This window comes from Streptomyces sp. DF42 (assembly GCF_058267695.1).
Genome location: NZ_CM177859.1, coordinates 7,822,342 through 7,838,119, shown reverse-complemented (window position 1 = coordinate 7,838,119; position 15,778 = coordinate 7,822,342). Strand labels below are relative to the sequence as shown.

Sequence of the window (15,778 nt, the reverse complement as noted above, 5' to 3'; positions counted from 1 at the left end):
CTCCATCGGGCCGACGCAAGCGGCTCAACCCCGTCCTGGCCCTGGTGGTGCTGCTGGCCGTGCTCGTGGGCGCCATGATCGTGGCGATCAGCATCGGGGCGGTGACCGTACCGGTGGGTGAGGTGTGGCGGATCATCTGGCGCCATCTGACCGGCGGCGGGACCGTCACGGACCCGGCCATGGACCAGATCGTCTGGAACTTCCGCACCCCGCGGGTCGTGCTGGCCGCGCTGGTCGGCGCCGGCCTGGCCGTCGCCGGTGTGGTCCTGCAAGCGGTCGTCGCCAACCCGCTCGCCGACCCATACGTGCTGGGCGTCTCGTCCGGTGCATCGCTCGGGGCCGTGCTCGTCATCACGCTCACCAGCGGCGCGCTCGGCGGGCTCGGCGTGTCCTCGGCCGCCTTCCTCGGAGCCGCCGCAGCGGCCGCTCTGGTCTTCCTCCTCGGTCAGAAACAAGGACGCCTCGCACCCACCCGCCTGGTCCTCTCCGGAGTGGCCGTGGGCTACTTGTTCCTCGCGGCCACCAGCTACCTGCAACTGCGGGCCACCCCGACCGAACTGCGCACGGTGATGTTCTGGATGCTGGGCAGCGTCGCCGGCGCGCAGTGGGGGCAACTTCCCGTCGTGACCACCGTCGTCCTCACCACCACGGTGGTCCTGACCCTCTTCGGCCGTCGGCTCAACGCGCTGCTCGTCGGCGACGAGTCGGCCACCGCTCTCGGCGTCGACGTACACCGGCTGCGCGCCGTCCTGCTGGCGCTGTCCTCCCTGGTGACCGGCACGGTCATAGCCGTGGCCGGCGGGATCGGCTTCGTCGGCCTGATGATCCCCCACCTGGTGCGTCTCACGACCGGCGCCGACCATCGCAGGCTGCTGCCCCAGGCCGCCCTGGTCGGCGCCGTCTACCTGGTCGTCGTCGACCTGCTCTCCCGCACCGTCAACCGCCCCAACGAACTGCCCCTGGGCATCCTCACCGCCCTGTTCGGGGCACCCTTCTTCCTGTGGCTGCTGCGCCGCAACAAGAGCCTGGACACCGTATGAAGCTCACCGTCGAACAGATCCACGTCGAACTCGGCCACCGCCCGATCCTCCACGACGTGCACCTGGAGGCCCAGCCCGGCGACGTAGTCGGCCTCATCGGCCCCAACGGCAGCGGCAAGTCCACACTGCTGCGGACCGTCTACCGCTCCCTGCGCCCCCACCGCGGCGTGGTGCGGGTGGACGGCGACGACGTATGGGGACTGACCGCACGCAGCGCCGCCCGCCGCACCGCCGCCGTCCTCCAGGACGCCAGCAGCAGCCCGACCGGCATGTGCGTCACCGAGGTCGTCGCCCTCGGCCGCACCCCGCACCACGGACTCATCGGCCGCGACAGCACCGAGGACCACGAGGCCGTGGACGAGGCTCTCGACCTGTGCGGAATCCGGCACATGGCCGAACGCGATGTCACCAGCCTGTCCGGCGGCGAACGCCAACGCGTGCTGCTCGCGCGCGCACTCGCTCAGCAACCCCGGCTCCTCGTCCTCGACGAACTCACCAACCACCTCGACATCCGCGCCCGCTTCGAAGTCCTCGACCTCATCCGGGCGACCGGCATCACGACCCTCGCCGTCCTGCACGACCTCGACCTGGCCGCCCGCCTGTGCGACCACCTGGTAGCACTCCACTCGGGCCACGTGGTGGCCGCGGGCCCGGTCCTGGACGTGCTGACGCCCGATCTCCTGCGCGAGGTGTTCGGCGTCGCCGCCACGGCCGACCGCCACGCCGACGGCGTCGTACGCATCACCTACGGAGCCCAGCCCCTCGCCCTGGAGCGGCTGTCGGAGGCAAAAGTCAGCTGACGGGCCGGTCGTACTGCGTCCCCCGGCGGACCTCGGTCGCCGCCTCGGCGCTGTCGAGCCGCTCCACCAGGTGGAAGGCCATGTCGAGGCCGGCGGACACGCCCGCGCTGGTGACGATGTCGCCGTCGTCCACATACCGGTCGGAGGCACGGACGTCGATCGTGCCGTCGATGCCCGCCAGTTTCCCGGCGAAGTCACGGTGCGTGGTCGCGGGGCGGCCCTTCAGCAGCCCGGCCGCCGCCAGCACGAGCGAACCGGTGCACACGCTCGCCAGCAGCACCTCTTGATCGTGCAGTTCCCTGAGCCAGTCATGGTGTGCGCTGTCGTTCGTGAGTACACGCGTGCCGTCACCGCCCGGGTGGATCAGCACGTCCAGCGCGGGAGCCGTGGCAAGGTCGTGGTCCACGCCCAGGCGAAGGCCCTTGGCGCAGCGCACCCACCCTGCCTCCCGGCCGACCGTGACCAGGCGGACGGGAGCCGTGGCGACGTGCGCGGCCCAGAAACCGAGAACCTCCCACGGGCCGACGACATCGAGTTCCTCGGCGTCCTCGAACACGAAGACACCGACGGTCAGCGAAGACCCCATGCCGACGAACTCACCAACTCTCCCTGCGGGCTGACTGGTTCGCGGCCCACCTTGTCACGAGAACCGGCGCCGGTACTCGAGAGGCGCGACCTGAAGCACCCGAAGGAATGACGTGCGCATCGTGGCCTCGGTGCCGAATCCGGTCTCGCGCGCGATCAGTTCGGCGCTCTGCGAGGTCTCGATCAGCAGGCGGGAGGCGACGGCCACCCGGGCGCGCTCCACGTACTCCCGTGCCGTCATGCCGGTCTCGGCGCGGAACCGGCGGCTGAGATGGCGCTCGGACAGGCCGGCGTGAAGGGACAGCGATCGCAGGGTCCAGTCCGCCCCGGGATCGGCGTGAACCTGCCGCTGCAACTGGCGCAGGGCGAGGCTCCGCGCCTGGCGGACCGGCGAGTCAGCGAACTGGGCCTGTCCGCCGGGCTTCCTGAGATGGGTCACGAGGAACTGGGCTATCTCCTGTGCGGCATCACGCCCAAGGTCCTCCTCGACCAAGGACAGCGCCATCTCAATGGCGGAAGTGCCGCCTCCCGCGGTTGTCACATGGCCGTCCTTCACCACCGTGTCGCGGGAGTCCACCGTGATGTCCGGGAAACGGCGGGCGAGTTCATCGGACATGGCCCAGTCCGTGGTGATCCTGCGGCCGTCAAGAACGCCCGCCTCCGTGATCAGGAAGGCACCTGTGCCCACCGACACGATCCGCTGAGCCCGGTCGGCCAGAGCGCCGAGAGCCCGGGCGGCCTCCGCTTCGAGCGCCGGAATCGCGTCCGCATTCGGCACGATCAATGTGCCGACATCACCGATACCCGCGACTCCGCAGTGCGGCATCACCGTCAGGCCACTCGACGTGCGGACCGCGGCACCGTCGTACGAGGCCGTCCGGACGTCGTACCGGAGGCTCGTCGAGATCATCTCGTTGGCGCATGAGAAGACGTCTGCCGGGCCTGAGAACCCAAGGCTCTGGACCTCATCGAAGAGAAAGATCACTACGGAGTGACGCTCTTTCAAGAGCCTGTCCTCTCGGTGAATTGGGGGTCCGAGGGGAGGCTCGGTGCCTCCCCTCCAGGGCACGCACCGAGCCTCCCGATCAGGCCGCAGCGGCTGCCAGGACGGCTACCGCCGAGTGGGACGGCCGGATGGCCGGCAGCGGGTCACCGTTTTCTGTACAGGGCTGTTCCGGCTCGGCGAGCAGTTCCAGAAGCGTCGCGCGGGCCCGGGCCACACGGGAACGGATCGTCCCGACCGGGCAGTCGGCGACTTCAGCCGCTTCCGCGTACGACAGGCCGACCAACTGGGTGAGGATGAACGCCTCACGACGCTCGTCCGGCAGCGTGGCCAGCAGGTCGAGGAGGGCGATGCCCTCCTCGAACCCCGGCACGTCGACCGACTGGGTCTGTTCGACAGCCTGCCGCCAGTCATGACGATCGGCCAGACGGGGCCGTGCGGCGGCACGCCGGAAATCATCGATCACAGCCCGACGCGCGATCGACAGCAGCCAGGCCCGAGCTGAGGAACGTCCCTCGAACCGGTGCAGGCTGCCCAGCGCCCGTATGAACGTCTCCTGGGTCAGGTCGTCCGCCGACTGCGGGTCCGCGCTCAAGTGGGCGACGTAGCGCAGCACGTCGCAGTGCAGGGCCCGGATGAACCGCTCGACGGCATCCGCATCGCCGCCTCGGGCCTCCAACGCCCATCCGGTGATCAGTTGGTCGACTTCTTCGGTCTTGTCGTGCTTCTTACGTTTCTTGAGGGACCCACGTAATGCGGGCAGGGCAGGAGCAAGCACCTTGTGTCCTTCGCGAATCACGCATGGAAGGGCGGCACGAGAACACGCCGGTTCCAGCAACAAGGGGACGGCGACCGTGCGCGGGCACGACCGTGAACCGAGGCGAGGTGTCGACGACACCGAACGCGGCCTCGGGAAACTGCTGTTCTAGATGACAGCGGTTCTCGTGGGAGGTCCCCGAGTAGTGATCGCGTGAACGACATGAAGACGGTACGGCGCCCAGCGCGAACGCCTCCGTCGCACCAGACGGCGCGGGCGACGCGGCAGCGCGGGCAGGGTGAGCACCAGCCGCAAGGGTGCGGCCAGCCACCCGCCCACGGCGCGCAGCAGACGGTACGCGACACGCTCGCCATACCCCAGCCACAGGCCGCACAGCACGGCGGCCACCAGGTGAGCCCCGGACATGCCGAGCGACGGTACGCCGCTCACCAGCCAGTGCCACAGGCCGCCCTCACCTGCGCCCGTGTGAACCAAGTGGCTCAAACCCATGGGCATCTCCATGGACATGGAGTGCGCGTGCATGCCACTCATGTCCATGGAGCCCATGTCCATGGAACTCATGTCGTGCCCCATGGAGCCCATCGGCATCGCGCCCATTCCACCGCCGGCCGAGCCTGAGGCGGTCGGCGCCACCGCGGACTGCGCGAGCGAGAATCCCCAGTGGAGCGCTGTCTGGGCCCCGACCACGAGCGTCACGATCAGCGTCAGCCCGCGTTCCCGGCCGGCACATACGCAGCCGGCACCGCCCGTTGACACGAACCCGGCCAGCAGTGCCCACCAGGGCACAGCGCAGCCCGACATCATGATGTGCCCCACGGCAGCGAGCAGCACGCACACGGCCGCGAACACTGCGGCCCGTACCGTACGCGCACACCACCCGGCATCCATGACAGGCTCATCCTTGCACCCGAACCGCGGTCGTTACGGATCAGTACGCAAATTCACCGGGTGCCCCACTCAAAGAGACCGGTGTGATTCAGCACTTGGCCAAGCCGGGGAACTCAACGCGCCTTCGAGCCGACCCCCTGAGAGGGATTGCATCTCCTGGGTGCTTCCGCCATGGCCACGGCACGTGCGAATGGCCGAGGTCCCGAGGCGCTGCTCGTCCAGATACACGGCAACCGAAGAGCCTACGGAAAACCACCGCTACGGAGTCAGCACGACGAGACTCCGGTGACGAAGCCCCGAACGGGCTTTCACAGTGCAAAGGACGGGAGCGGCCTTGGCCGGAATGCGGTGCGCCGCCGTATAGGCCGGAACTGGCTCGCGACCTGCGAACGTGACCCCCCAAGGGGCAGCCAAGGCTGCTTCGATGTAGTCAACCGCGCCGTGACCTGATCCTGGTGGCGGGCATGCTCTCTGGGATGGTCGGCCCGGAGATCCAGCCCGCTGCCTGGTCGCGAAAGCGAGGGTCGGGCCCGCCGGAGTCGATGGCGAGGATTCCGCTTGCACCGCCGAAGGACGCTGGTCACCGCACACCTGACAGCGGAGGCGAGACACCAGGACATCTACGACGAACTGCGGTCCTGTTACGCCGCCGAGCTGGCCGGGACCGAGGCGAACCTGCCCGAGGTCGGCTCCTACGTCGACTTCTGTCGCCTGGACCGCGAGCACGTCGCCAGGATTGACGCCGGGTCGCCCGAGGTCGCCCGCTGGGCCGACTTCCTGCACAAGGGCCCGCCCGCCGATCCGGTGGATCTGGGCACGGAGCCGCTGGCCCTGTGCCAACACCGGTTCGGCGCGCAGGACACCTACCGGGCGCCGACCGTCGGGCACACCCGGGACGCCAGGGCGTCCACCACCCGATGTGCCCTCCCGCTGCCTGCGCACGGCGACCAGCTCGGCGGTCTCCCGCTCGCGCCGGGTCAACGTGTCGGCCCGTGGGCCGGTTCTGCCGGTGTGTAAACCGCGGGGCGGCGGTCCCGCAGCGGCACGAAGCGGACGGGAAGGCCCGGCGGGGCCTGGGCGGCGGCGGACAGGCTGGGCTCGGGGACGACGCCGATGACAGGGTATCCGCCGGTGGTGGGGGAGTCGGCGAGGAAGAGCACGGGCCTGCCGTCGGGCGGTACCTGGACGGCGCCGAGCACCATGCCCTCGCTGGGGAGTTCGCCGTCCACCGCTCGTTCCAGGGCGGGTCCGTTCATCCGCAGGGCGATGCGGTTGCTGTTGGGGGACACGGAGAAGCGGCTCGCCGCGAGGGTGCGCACGGCGGCGGCGGTGAACCAGTCGTCGCGCGGGCCGAACAGCACCGGGAGCACCAGTTCACGCGGGGGCCCGTCCCACAGGGCCAGGTGGTGGTGGGGTGGGCCGACGCCCGCCGGTTCGCCCAGGGGCAGGACGTCGCCGTCCTTGAGGGGGGCGGGGCCCAGCCCGGACAGCAGGTCGGTGGAGCGGCTGCCGAGGACCGGGGTTACGGCGATGCCTCCGCTCAGGGCGAGATAGCCGCGCAGCCCGAAGGTGGCGGTGCCCACGTCGAGCACCGCACCGGCCGGCAGGTGGACGGGGCTGCCCCATGCCGCCGGCCGGCCGTCGACGCGTACCGGGGCGGGTGCCCCGGTGACGGCCACGGTCACCGGCCGGGTGGCGCGTACGGCCACGCCGGTCAAGGTGGTCTCCAGGGTGGCGGCGTCGGCGGGGTTGCCCACCAGCCGGTTCGCCAGCCGGTGGGCCGGCTGGTCCAGGGCGCCCGAGCGGGGTACGCCGAGCGCCGCGTGCCCGAACCGTCCCTGGTCCTGGACGGTGGTCAGCGCCCCGGCTCGCACCACGTCCACCTTGCCGTCACTCATGCGGTCACCTCCTCTGAGACAGGCACGTAACGCACCCGGGTGCCCGGCACGAGCAGGGCCGCCGGCTGCCGGTCCAGGTCCCACAGCGTCACCGACGTCCTGCCGATCAACTGCCACCCGCCCGGCGAGCTCCGGGGGTAGATGCCGGTGTAATGGCCGGCCAGGGCCACCGACCCGGCCGGCACCGAGGTGCGCGGCTCTGCCCGGCGGGGCACGCCGTAGGGCTCGCCCAGTCCCGTCATGTACGCGAATCCCGGGGCGAAACCGGAGAACGCCACCCGGTGTTCGGTGCCGCTGTGCACACGTACCACCTCGTCCTCGCTCATGCCCCAGAGCTCGGCCACCGCGCCCAGGTCGGCCCCGTCGTACCGCACGGGAATCTCCACCAGCTCGCCGCTGTCCGTCGCCGACGGGGGTGCGGACCAGCGGAGCAACTCCGCCTGGAAGCGGGGGACATCGCGCACGCCGTACAGCAGCACGGTCTTCTCCCCCGGCACGATCTCCCGCACCGGCGCGAGGGCGCCCGCACCGATGCGGCGCAGCAGTTCGGCATGCCATGCCTGCGCCTCGTCCGGTCCGTCCAGATCGACGAGCAGCGAGTCCTGCCCGACCGGCAGCAGCCTCATACGAACGCCTCCAGCCTGACTCCCGCGTCCCGCAGTGCCGTGCGCACCTGGAGCGCGAGGTCGACCGCCCCTGGGGTGTCACCATGCAGGCACAGGGACCTCGCTCGGATCCGTACCGGCTCACCGGTGAGCGCGGTGGTGTGGCCGTCGCGGGCCAGCGCGACCGCCTGCCGGACGACCTGAACGAAGTCACTGATCACGGCGCCGGGTGTGCCGCGCGGCACCAGGGTTCCCGTTGCGGTGTAGGCGCGGTCCGCGAAGGCTTCGCAGACCACGGCCAGCCCTTCTTCGGCGGCCGCTCGGTGCATGGCCGAGTCGGGCAGGCACAGCACGGTCAGTCGGGAGTCGGCGTGCCTGGTGCCCTTCGCGACGGCGGCGGCCTGTTCGGGGTCGGAGACCACCCGGTTGTAGAGCGCTCCGTGCGGCTTGACGTAGGCGACGTCTCCCCCGGCGGCGCGGGCGAACACCTGGAGGGCACCGATCTGGTAGGTGACCTCGTCGGCCAGTTCGTCGGCGGGAACGTCCATGGCACGGCGCCCGAATCCGGCCAGATCCCGGTAGGAGACCTGGGCCCCGATCCGCACCCCCCGCTCGACGGCCGCGTCACAGACCCGGCGCATGATGCCGGGATCGCCCGCGTGGAAGCCGCAGGCGACATTCGCGCTGGTCACCAGCTCCAACATGGCCTCGTCGTCGGTGAGGGCCCACCGGCCGTAGCCCTCCGCGAGATCCGCGTTGAGATCGATCACGACGTCTGTCATACCTGGTGCCTGTTCTCCTTGCGGCCGCACATGTTCCGTGCTCATCACCTGAGTTCGCTCTGTCCGCTTCATCCGACGCGGTAGTCGGTGTCCCGCGCATCCGTGATCAGCATGTATCCGGGAGCGTGGGTGATGGCGAAGGGAGGCCGCGATGCCATCAGGGCGGCCTGCGGGGTGACGCCGCACGCCCAGAAGACCGGAACGTCGCCGGGTTCGGCCTCCACCGGATCTCCGAAGTCGGGGCGGTTGAGGTCGTCGATGCCCAGGGCCGCGGGGTCTCCGGTGTGTACCGGACCGCCGTGAACCGCGGGCATCCGCTCACTGACGCGGATCGCCGTGTCCACCAGGTCGGCCGGGACCTGCCGCATCGACACGACCATGGGGCCGTGCAGCCGCCCCGCGGGCCGGCATGCGCGGGCGCTCCGGTACATCGCGACGTTGCGTCCCTGGTCGACGTGACGCAGTGGTACGCCCGCCTCGTGCAGGGCGGTCTCGAAGGTGAAGCTGCATCCGATCAGGAAGGTGACCAGGTCCTCGCGCCAGTGACCGACGACGTCCGCCGGCTCGTCGATCAGCCGGCCGTGCTCCCAGACGCGGTAGCGCGGCACGTCGGTCCGCAGATCGGCGTCCGGGGCGAGTGTGGTGGACCAGGAGCCGGGGTCCGTGACGTCGAGTACCGGACATGGCTTGGGGTTGCGCTGGCAGAACAGCAGCACGTCGTAGGCCCAGTCGGCGGGCACCGTGATCAGGTTGGCCTGGGTGAAGCCCCCGCACCACCCGGTGGTGGGCCGACTCATGCCGTTTCGGAACAGCTCCCGGGCCTGGGCGGGGCTCAGGGTTGCGGGATGAGCGACGGTTGCCACCGGCGGATCCTTTCGACGAGGGGAAGCGGAGGACGGGTCAGGCGACCCCCACTGCAGACTAGAGTATTGTTGAACAATCCGACAAGAGTCGTGTTGTTTCATCCCTGAGTTTTCGGTTGACTGGCCCCGGAGCACCATGACGGGGAGGACCGAGAATATGGCTGCCGAACTGGACCCGGCCGTGCTTGTGGGGGATCGCGTACTGCTGGGGCGCTCCAGTACCGCCGAGCGGGTCGCCGACATCCTGCGCACCCGCATCTCGGAGGGCCACCTCGCGCCGGGCAGCAAGCTCTCCGAAGACACCATCGGCAAAGCGCTCGGGATCTCGCGAAACACCCTTCGAGAGGCGTTCCGCCTGCTCACGCACGAAAAGCTGCTGGTCCACGAGCTCAACCGCGGGGTCTTCGTCCGGATGCTCACCGTCCAGGACGTCGTCGACATCTACCAGGTGCGTCGGCTCATCGAATGTGCGGTGGTCCGCCACCTGGGCGCCCCGCCCTACGATCTGGCGGGTGCCGAGGCCGCGATCGCCGAGGCGGAACAAGCCGCCGAGGAAGGCGACTGGCTCCGGGTCGGAACCGCCAACACCCACTTCCATGAGGCGGTGGTGGCCCTCGGCAAGAGCGTCCGCCTGAACGAACTGATGCGTGGCGTGCTGGCGGAACTGCGCCTCGCCTTCCACGCGATGGGCGGTCTGCACGGGTTCCACGGGCCCTACCTGGCGCGCAACCGGGACATCCTCGCCGCTCTCAGGGCCGGCGCCACCGTGAAGGCGGAGCTCCTGCTCGCCGACTACCTCAACGACGCCGAGCAGGAACTCGTCCGGACACACTCCGGACTGGGCACGGCCGAAGGGGACCGGGACCAGGCCGGGTAACGCTGCAGCAGGCACCTACGACATGGGCCACCGCAGCCGCGCGCGGGCCACGTCGAACGGGTAGACCAGGCGGTAGCTCCCCTTCTGGACCTGCTCCACGACGCCTCGGGCACCGATGTTCTGATGGTTGTCGTCGAACCTCACCCCATCCCACGGCATGATCGTGTCCCGCCCCGGGACGTCGAGGTTCACCAAGGCGGAACGGATGTCCGCGGGGGTGAGGGATGCCGCCTCGTCGACCGCCTGGGCCAGGGTCATCACCGCGGTGAACGCGCGCGCGGCGTCGTCGTTCATGGGGCGGTGGTACGTCGTCCGGTAGAGGTCGGCGACGGCCCGGGCCGCGGGATTGTGCGCGGCCAGGTCCGCGGACCAGGCGAACCGACTGCACACCCCTTCCGCGTCGCCTCCCTCCTTCTTGACGAAGTCCGCGTCGGCATAGCCCGCTCCGAAGGCCATGAGAGCCGGCGGCTCATACGACGCGGCGTGGAAGTCGTCGCTCAGTGCGAGCGCCTGCGGCGTGTACAGGAGGGTCAGCACGACATCGGGAGCCGAGGCCTTCACCTCTTCCACCGCCCCCGAAAGGCCGGTGGACTCGGCGTCGACCCCGACATCGGCCACGACATCGCCGTCGATCTGGGAGGCGAAGCGCTTGATCATGGACAGTCCGTCGTTGCCGTACTGGTCGTCCATGTGGACGACAGCGATGCGCCGTACGGCCGTGCCTTCGCTCTGGCGCTCCTTGAGCAGCGAGAACACCACCCGGCCATAGCTCAGGTCGGAGGGGCCCGTGCGGAAGAACCAGTCCAGGCCCCGCTCGGTCAGCGACGCCGCCGAGGATCCGCCGTTGACAAAGGGGACCTTCAACTCCTCGGCCCGCGCACTGGCCGCTTGGGTGACCGCCGATTCGTACCCGCCGGCCACGGCCACCGCGCCCTGGTCGCTCACCAGTCGCTGCACCTGTCCGGCGCCGGTCGTTCCGGAGGCGGCGGTGTCGGCGGTCAGCAGCCTGATCCTCGGGTGGTCAGCCCGAGGAAGCCCCTCTCCCGGGCCGAGTGGCAGCGGGACGGATGTCAGGTCCTCGTTGACGATCTTCACCGCCAGTTCGGCGCCTCGCCGGGTGTCGGCGCCCACGGTGGCCGAGGGGCCGGACAGCGGGGCCAGGAACCCGATGGGCACGGTGGCCGGGGTTCTTGCCACGGGGTCCCCTGTGCAGGCGGAGGTGAGCAGCAGAGCCGAACAGAGGACGGCGACCGTGCTGACAGCGGGTCTCGGCATCACGCTTGTCCTTCTGCAGTGAACGGTACGGATGGCGGTGTGTGGTGGGCGTCGGTGTGCAGTCCGTCGGAGAAGCGGCGGTGGACCAGCCAGTCCTGTGCCGAGCCGAACGCGGGCTCCCCAGGTGAGGACTGCGACGGGAGGGCTTGCCCAGGGGCCTTGGCCGCTGTCTGCCGGAACTCGTCGGCTGCAGGATGCTCAAGCCTGGCCAGCAGGTGACCGGGCACCCGCACCAGAGCCGTGGTCCCCTGCCGGGGTGAGGGGACGAGGGCGACCGAGACGCCGTGTTTGGACGCGAGGCGGCTGACCACGAACAGGCCCATGCTCTGGCCTGCCTCGGGATCGAAGGCGCGTACCGAGGCCAGCCGATGGTTGGTGGCCGCCCTGTCCCGAGCGGTCATCCCCACCCCCTCGTCCACGATGGAGATCACCAGGTCGGCGGCACGGTCGTGAGGCACGCCGCACGCCACGGTGACGGCGGAGTGGGGGCCGGAGAAGTGCGTGGCGTTCTCCATCAGCTCCGCGAGGAGGTGCACCAGGTCGGTCACGGCGTCACCCGCGATGTCCGCCTCGACAGCGGGGCGGCAGACGACCCGGGTGTACTGCTCCACCTCGGCGCTGGCGGCGAGCAGGACCTCCGACAGCGGCATGGGGCGGTCCCATCCGCGTCCGGCGTCCGAACCCGCGAGCACCAGCAGGCTCTCGTCGGTACGCAGCATCTGCGTGGCCAGGTGGTCCAGCCGGAACAGCCGCCCCAGGCGCTCGGGGTCCCGCTCGTCCTGTTCGAGGTCCCCGATCTCGGTGAGGAGCTTGCCCACCAGACGCTGATTGCGTCGGGAGAGGTGCACGAACATCCCGTTGATGTGGGAGCGGAGCGCGGCCTGGTCGGTGGCCAGCCGTACGGCCGCGTTCTGCACGGCGTCGAACGCCTCGGCCACCTCGCCGATCTCGTCCTCGGACACCACCGGGGTGGGTGTGGCCCGGAAGTCGCCCAGGTCGTCGGCGTCCGCCTGCCGCAGCCGTTCGAGCGCCTCGGGCAGACGGTGGTGGGCGACGTCGAGTGCGGAGGCCCGCAGTGTCCTCAGAGGACGGGTCATCGACCGGACCACCGCGGTGACCAGACATCCGGTCGCCAGGAACATGGCCAGCATGCCTGCCGCACCCCACCACGCGACCCACCGCCGTGAGGTGCGCGACGCGTCGCTGACGGTGATCAGTTCGTCCAGGATCCGGGACTCGACCGTGCGCATGAGTTCGATCTTGTGCCCGGAGGCCTTCTCCCACCGGGCCGGCTCGATGCTGATCCGGCGGGCCTGGGCCTGCTCGGTGGCCCGCTCCTGGATGGCCTGGGCGGCACTGACCGAGGTCCCCTTGACGGAGTCGGCGTACAGGGTGCGCTGCGACTGGCTCGTCGTGGCAAGGAAGTCGTCCACGGATTCCTGCTGACGAGCGACCGCGCCGGCGTAGTCCGGGAACTGGCCGACGAGGAATGTCCCGTTGGTCAGCACGGCGTTCAGCTCCGCCCGGACCCGGCTGGTGTTCTCCACGGCGACGGACAGGGCGTTGAGGGCCCGCGCCCGTTGCGCGGACGCGCCACCACCGTTGTGCTCGCCGAGGACCGGGCCGAGGTCCATCAGTCTGCTGAGCATGACCGTGTAGCCGGAAACGATCGCGCCCTGGGTCAGCCCGGCCCGGTCCACCGCAGTACGCAGCTCGCCCAGGGTGCGCAACTCCTCCGACGCCCTGCGCAACGCCGTCCGCAGTCGCGGATCACCGGAGGTGTCGAGGGCGCCCGCCGCCCCGCGGTAGGCGACGGCGGCGGTGTCGGCCGCGGCGCGCCGCTCGCCGAGGCCGCCGTGCGAGCCCTCGCGCCGTCCGGCGACGAACGCGGCCGTGGCGTCACGCTCGTCCTGAAGAGCGTGGACGAGACCGAGGGCCGGGCGCTGGAGACGGGCCAGTGCGGCGAACCGCCCGTAGTCGCCGGCATCGCCGATGGTCCGGGAAAGGCTCACGGTCGCGAGGAAGCAGGCGAGGAGACCGGGGACCAGGACGACGGCTGTGAGTTTGTTGCGTACTCGCCAGTTCTTGGGCCGGGCGAGGTGGCGCACTGCTTGTGGATCGGGCCGGCGCCGGGGACGAGGTCTCGTGCGGCGGGTCCCGCCGGCTCTCGGGGACAAGGGATGAAGCCTCTCCTGTGCGCGGCGGCGCCCCGGGGCACGGGTCATCGGACCTGTGGCCCCGGGGCGCCGCGCAAGACGATGCGCACCTGTGGCGGGGCGCCTCAGGTGAGTTCGGTGCCGCGGGTCTCCGGCAGTCCCAGGAGGGCGACCAGAGCGATGGCGTAGCCGATGACGCCGTAGATCAGGGCGCCGCCGACGCCCGCGCTGCCCGCGGTGAAGCCGACCGCGGTGGGGAAGAAGGCGCCGAGGGCGCGGCCGACGTTGTACGTGAAGCTCTGGCCGGTGCCACGGACCGCGCCCGGGTACAACTCGGCCAGGAAGGCACCGAACCCGGAGAAGATGGCGGAGGCGCAGAAGCCCAGGGGGAAGCCGAGGAACAGCAGCGTGGTGTTGGCACCCTGCGGGATGTTGATGTAGGCCAGCAGCAGGCCGGCGCTGAGTACCGCGAAGAGGGCGAAGGTCTTCTTGCGTCCGAGCGCGTCGGTGATGTAGCCGGCGGCGAGGTAGCCCAGGAAGGCGCCGGTGATGAGCATGAAGAGGTAGCTGCCGGTGCCGACCACGGTGAGGCCGCGCTCGACCTTGAGGTACGTGGGCAGCCAGGTGGCGATGGTGTAGTAGCCGCCCTGCACCCCGGTGGCGAGAATCGTCGCGAAGAGCGTCTTGCGGGCGAGGTTGCCCTTGAAGATCGACGACAGCGGAACCCGCGCCTCCTTGCTCGCCAGCCGCTCGGTCACCTCGGGGGCGTCCTTGATGTTGCGGCGCACGTACACCAGCAGCAGCGCGGGCAGGGCGCCCGTCCAGAACATCACCCGCCAGCTGATGGAGGGGTCGAGGTTGTCCATCACGATCGTCGACACGATCACGGCGAGGCCCCAGCCGACCGCCCAGGAACTCTGGATGAACGCCAGCACCTTGCCTCGGTAGCGGGACTTGGCGTACTCGGCCACCAGCACGGCCCCGGCCGCCCACTCACCGCCGAACCCGAGGCCCTGGAAAGCCCGGGACACCAGCAGCATCGGGTAGTTGACGGCGAAGCCGCACAGCACGGTGAAGAAGGCGTAGGTGCCCACCGTGATCATGAGCGTCTTCACTCGGCCGACCCGGTCCATCAGCAGGCCCGCCAGAATGCCGCCGAGCGCGGACACCAGCAGCGTGACCGTGGTCAGCAGGCCCGTCTGCGCCGTGGTGAGGCTGAAGTAGGCCGCCATCGCCACCATGCTGAGCGGGAGCACCTGGAAGTCGTAGGCGTCGAGGGCGTACCCGCCGAACGCTCCCTTGAAGGCGCGGCGCCCCTGCGGGGAGAACGACCGGTACCAGGCGAATCGGCCGGTCGCGTCCTCCGCGACGGCTGGGGAACTGGTGGGCGTGGTTGTCATGGAGACCTCACGGGAGGAGGGAAGGGGAGTGGAGGCGGCTGGTGATGGGTCGGTCCATCCCCTGTCTCCAGCCTCTACGGGAAACCGGGCCATGCAGCGGGCCGGTGTCGGCGTGGGGAACAACCTAGAGATTGTTCAACGATCCCTCAAGGGGAAAGTGGTCGTTTTCTGCGTGCAGTTTTAATTCGGGCGTGTCGACCGAGTCGACCAGGGCGCGACCGGACATGTCGACCCACACCACGAAGCCGTGCGGCAGGCGCCAGGCGCCCCACCGCGAGGCCAGCGCCTCGACCAGTGGCAGACCGCGGCCCCCGCAGCTCAGGTCGCCTTCGTGTGCGGGCGCGATGGGAGTGCCACCCCAGCCGTGCCCGTGGTCGCCGACCTCGAGGCGCACCACATCGGTGGCGCCGTCGCCCGTTACGTACCGCAGCGCGTGCCAGACGGGGCCCACCCCATGGCAGACCGCGTTCGTGACGAGCTCGGAGACGATCAGGGTCGCGTCATCGACCACCTGGGGCAAGCCCCAGGTGGTCAGCTGCGCCGCGACCTGCCGACGGGCCGATCGGGTGGATTCGGCGACCGCCGGAAGGAGCCATCTCGCACGATCCGTGGCGACCAATGTCGTCCGGGATGCAGGGGAGGGAGTCATCTTTACCCCACGAGGAGTAGGTGCGACCCAGCCGCCCGGAAACGGTGGGTGGCCGAGCGGTGATCCGCCCGCGAGGAGCTCCGGAGCGGAGGAGTGGAACCGGAGGAAATCGGCCGGACCGGGCCGGGGAGGTAACCCAAGCCGCGTCGTGGCCTCCGGCGACCCGCTCCACGAAGAGG

The 15,778-nt window shown here is 70.2% G+C and carries 16 protein-coding genes; 4 read left to right on the top strand and 12 right to left on the bottom strand.

The window, feature by feature from the left end:
* The first annotated feature begins 44 nt into the window (after positions 1-44).
* Positions 45-1,040 (top strand): FecCD family ABC transporter permease, encoded by a 996-nt coding sequence (locus ACYUED_RS35900; RefSeq protein ID WP_491288753.1) that lies wholly within the window; start codon positions 45-47, stop codon positions 1,038-1,040.
* On the top strand, positions 1,037-1,840 hold the full coding sequence (locus ACYUED_RS35895) for an ABC transporter ATP-binding protein (protein WP_491288752.1): 804 nt from the start codon (positions 1,037-1,039) through the stop codon (positions 1,838-1,840). Before ACYUED_RS35900 ends, ACYUED_RS35895 begins: the two co-directional genes overlap by 4 nt.
* Here the strand turns inward: ACYUED_RS35895 and ACYUED_RS35890 are convergent.
* From ACYUED_RS35890 to ACYUED_RS35875, 4 genes are all read right to left on the bottom strand, one after another.
* Positions 1,833-2,426, bottom strand: coding sequence for a DJ-1/PfpI family protein (locus ACYUED_RS35890; RefSeq protein WP_491288751.1), 594 nt, complete (start codon positions 2,424-2,426; stop codon positions 1,833-1,835). The genes ACYUED_RS35895 and ACYUED_RS35890 overlap by 8 nt on opposite strands.
* 54 nt (positions 2,427-2,480) lie before the next feature.
* Complete coding sequence (locus tag ACYUED_RS35885) at positions 2,481-3,410, bottom strand: GlxA family transcriptional regulator (RefSeq protein WP_491294588.1); 930 nt, start codon at positions 3,408-3,410, stop codon at positions 2,481-2,483.
* Between the two features lie 100 nt (positions 3,411-3,510).
* Positions 3,511-4,206 carry a sigma-70 family RNA polymerase sigma factor gene (locus ACYUED_RS35880; RefSeq protein WP_491294587.1) on the bottom strand — a complete coding sequence of 232 codons (696 nt, stop codon included), beginning with the start codon at positions 4,204-4,206 and terminating at the stop codon, positions 3,511-3,513.
* A gap of 147 nt (positions 4,207-4,353) precedes the next feature.
* A complete protein-coding gene (locus ACYUED_RS35875; protein ID WP_491288750.1) occupies positions 4,354-5,055 on the bottom strand; it encodes a hypothetical protein in 702 nt (233 codons plus the stop codon).
* A 597-nt stretch (positions 5,056-5,652) separates the two neighbouring features.
* Between ACYUED_RS35875 and ACYUED_RS35870 the strand changes: the two genes are divergently transcribed.
* Entirely contained in the window at positions 5,653-6,111 is a 459-nt protein-coding gene (locus tag ACYUED_RS35870) for a hypothetical protein (protein WP_491288749.1), read from the top strand.
* On the opposite strand, the gene ACYUED_RS35865 is transcribed toward ACYUED_RS35870, so the two are convergent.
* The 4 genes from ACYUED_RS35865 to ACYUED_RS35850 all read right to left on the bottom strand — a co-directional run bounded on the left by ACYUED_RS35865 (position 6,072) and on the right by ACYUED_RS35850 (position 9,242).
* Complete coding sequence (locus ACYUED_RS35865) at positions 6,072-6,992, bottom strand: 5-oxoprolinase subunit C family protein (RefSeq protein ID WP_491288748.1); 921 nt, start codon at positions 6,990-6,992, stop codon at positions 6,072-6,074. The genes ACYUED_RS35870 and ACYUED_RS35865 overlap by 40 nt on opposite strands.
* Complete coding sequence (locus ACYUED_RS35860) at positions 6,989-7,618, bottom strand: 5-oxoprolinase subunit B family protein (protein WP_491288747.1); 630 nt, start codon at positions 7,616-7,618, stop codon at positions 6,989-6,991. Before ACYUED_RS35860 ends, ACYUED_RS35865 begins: the two co-directional genes overlap by 4 nt.
* Complete coding sequence (locus tag ACYUED_RS35855; RefSeq protein ID WP_491288746.1) at positions 7,615-8,379, bottom strand: LamB/YcsF family protein; 765 nt, start codon at positions 8,377-8,379, stop codon at positions 7,615-7,617. The genes ACYUED_RS35860 and ACYUED_RS35855 overlap by 4 nt, the downstream gene beginning before the upstream one ends.
* Before the next feature lie 68 nt (positions 8,380-8,447).
* Positions 8,448-9,242: a putative hydro-lyase gene (locus ACYUED_RS35850; RefSeq protein ID WP_491288745.1), complete on the bottom strand. Its 795-nt coding sequence runs from the start codon at positions 9,240-9,242 to the stop codon at positions 8,448-8,450.
* Positions 9,243-9,399: 157 nt separating this feature from the next.
* On the opposite strand from ACYUED_RS35850, the gene ACYUED_RS35845 reads away from it, so the two are divergent.
* Complete coding sequence (locus tag ACYUED_RS35845; RefSeq protein WP_491288744.1) at positions 9,400-10,119, top strand: GntR family transcriptional regulator; 720 nt, start codon at positions 9,400-9,402, stop codon at positions 10,117-10,119.
* Positions 10,120-10,134: 15 nt separating this feature from the next.
* On the opposite strand, the gene ACYUED_RS35840 is transcribed toward ACYUED_RS35845, so the two are convergent.
* The 4 genes from ACYUED_RS35840 to ACYUED_RS35825 form a co-directional block, all read right to left on the bottom strand.
* The gene (locus tag ACYUED_RS35840; protein WP_491288743.1) at positions 10,135-11,394 is read right to left on the bottom strand and encodes an ABC transporter substrate-binding protein; all 1,260 of its coding nucleotides are present in this window, start codon (positions 11,392-11,394) and stop codon (positions 10,135-10,137) included.
* Complete coding sequence (locus ACYUED_RS35835) at positions 11,394-13,502, bottom strand: sensor histidine kinase (RefSeq protein ID WP_491288742.1); 2,109 nt, start codon at positions 13,500-13,502, stop codon at positions 11,394-11,396. Before ACYUED_RS35835 ends, ACYUED_RS35840 begins: the two co-directional genes overlap by 1 nt.
* Before the next feature lie 173 nt (positions 13,503-13,675).
* Entirely contained in the window at positions 13,676-14,950 is a 1,275-nt protein-coding gene (locus ACYUED_RS35830; protein ID WP_491288741.1) for an MFS transporter, read from the bottom strand.
* 124 nt (positions 14,951-15,074) lie between these two features.
* Positions 15,075-15,599, bottom strand: a complete 525-nt coding sequence (locus tag ACYUED_RS35825) for an ATP-binding protein (protein ID WP_491288740.1) — start codon at positions 15,597-15,599, stop codon at positions 15,075-15,077.
* Positions 15,600-15,778 lie beyond the last annotated feature (179 nt).

Excerpts from the sequence above, each read along its gene's own strand:
- ACYUED_RS35895 (WP_491288752.1), top strand. The coding sequence starts at position 1,037 with ATGAAGCTCACCGTCGAACAGATCCACGTCGAACTCGGCCACCGCCCG.
- ACYUED_RS35890 (WP_491288751.1), bottom strand. The coding sequence starts at position 2,426 with ATGGGGTCTTCGCTGACCGTCGGTGTCTTCGTGTTCGAGGACGCCGAG.
- ACYUED_RS35865 (WP_491288748.1), bottom strand. The coding sequence starts at position 6,992 with ATGAGTGACGGCAAGGTGGACGTGGTGCGAGCCGGGGCGCTGACCACC.
- ACYUED_RS35860 (WP_491288747.1), bottom strand. The coding sequence starts at position 7,618 with ATGAGGCTGCTGCCGGTCGGGCAGGACTCGCTGCTCGTCGATCTGGAC.
- ACYUED_RS35855 (WP_491288746.1), bottom strand. The coding sequence starts at position 8,379 with ATGACAGACGTCGTGATCGATCTCAACGCGGATCTCGCGGAGGGCTAC.
- ACYUED_RS35845 (WP_491288744.1), top strand. The coding sequence starts at position 9,400 with ATGGCTGCCGAACTGGACCCGGCCGTGCTTGTGGGGGATCGCGTACTG.
- ACYUED_RS35840 (WP_491288743.1), bottom strand. The coding sequence starts at position 11,394 with ATGCCGAGACCCGCTGTCAGCACGGTCGCCGTCCTCTGTTCGGCTCTG.
- ACYUED_RS35830 (WP_491288741.1), bottom strand. The coding sequence starts at position 14,950 with ATGACAACCACGCCCACCAGTTCCCCAGCCGTCGCGGAGGACGCGACC.
- ACYUED_RS35825 (WP_491288740.1), bottom strand. The coding sequence starts at position 15,599 with ATGACTCCCTCCCCTGCATCCCGGACGACATTGGTCGCCACGGATCGT.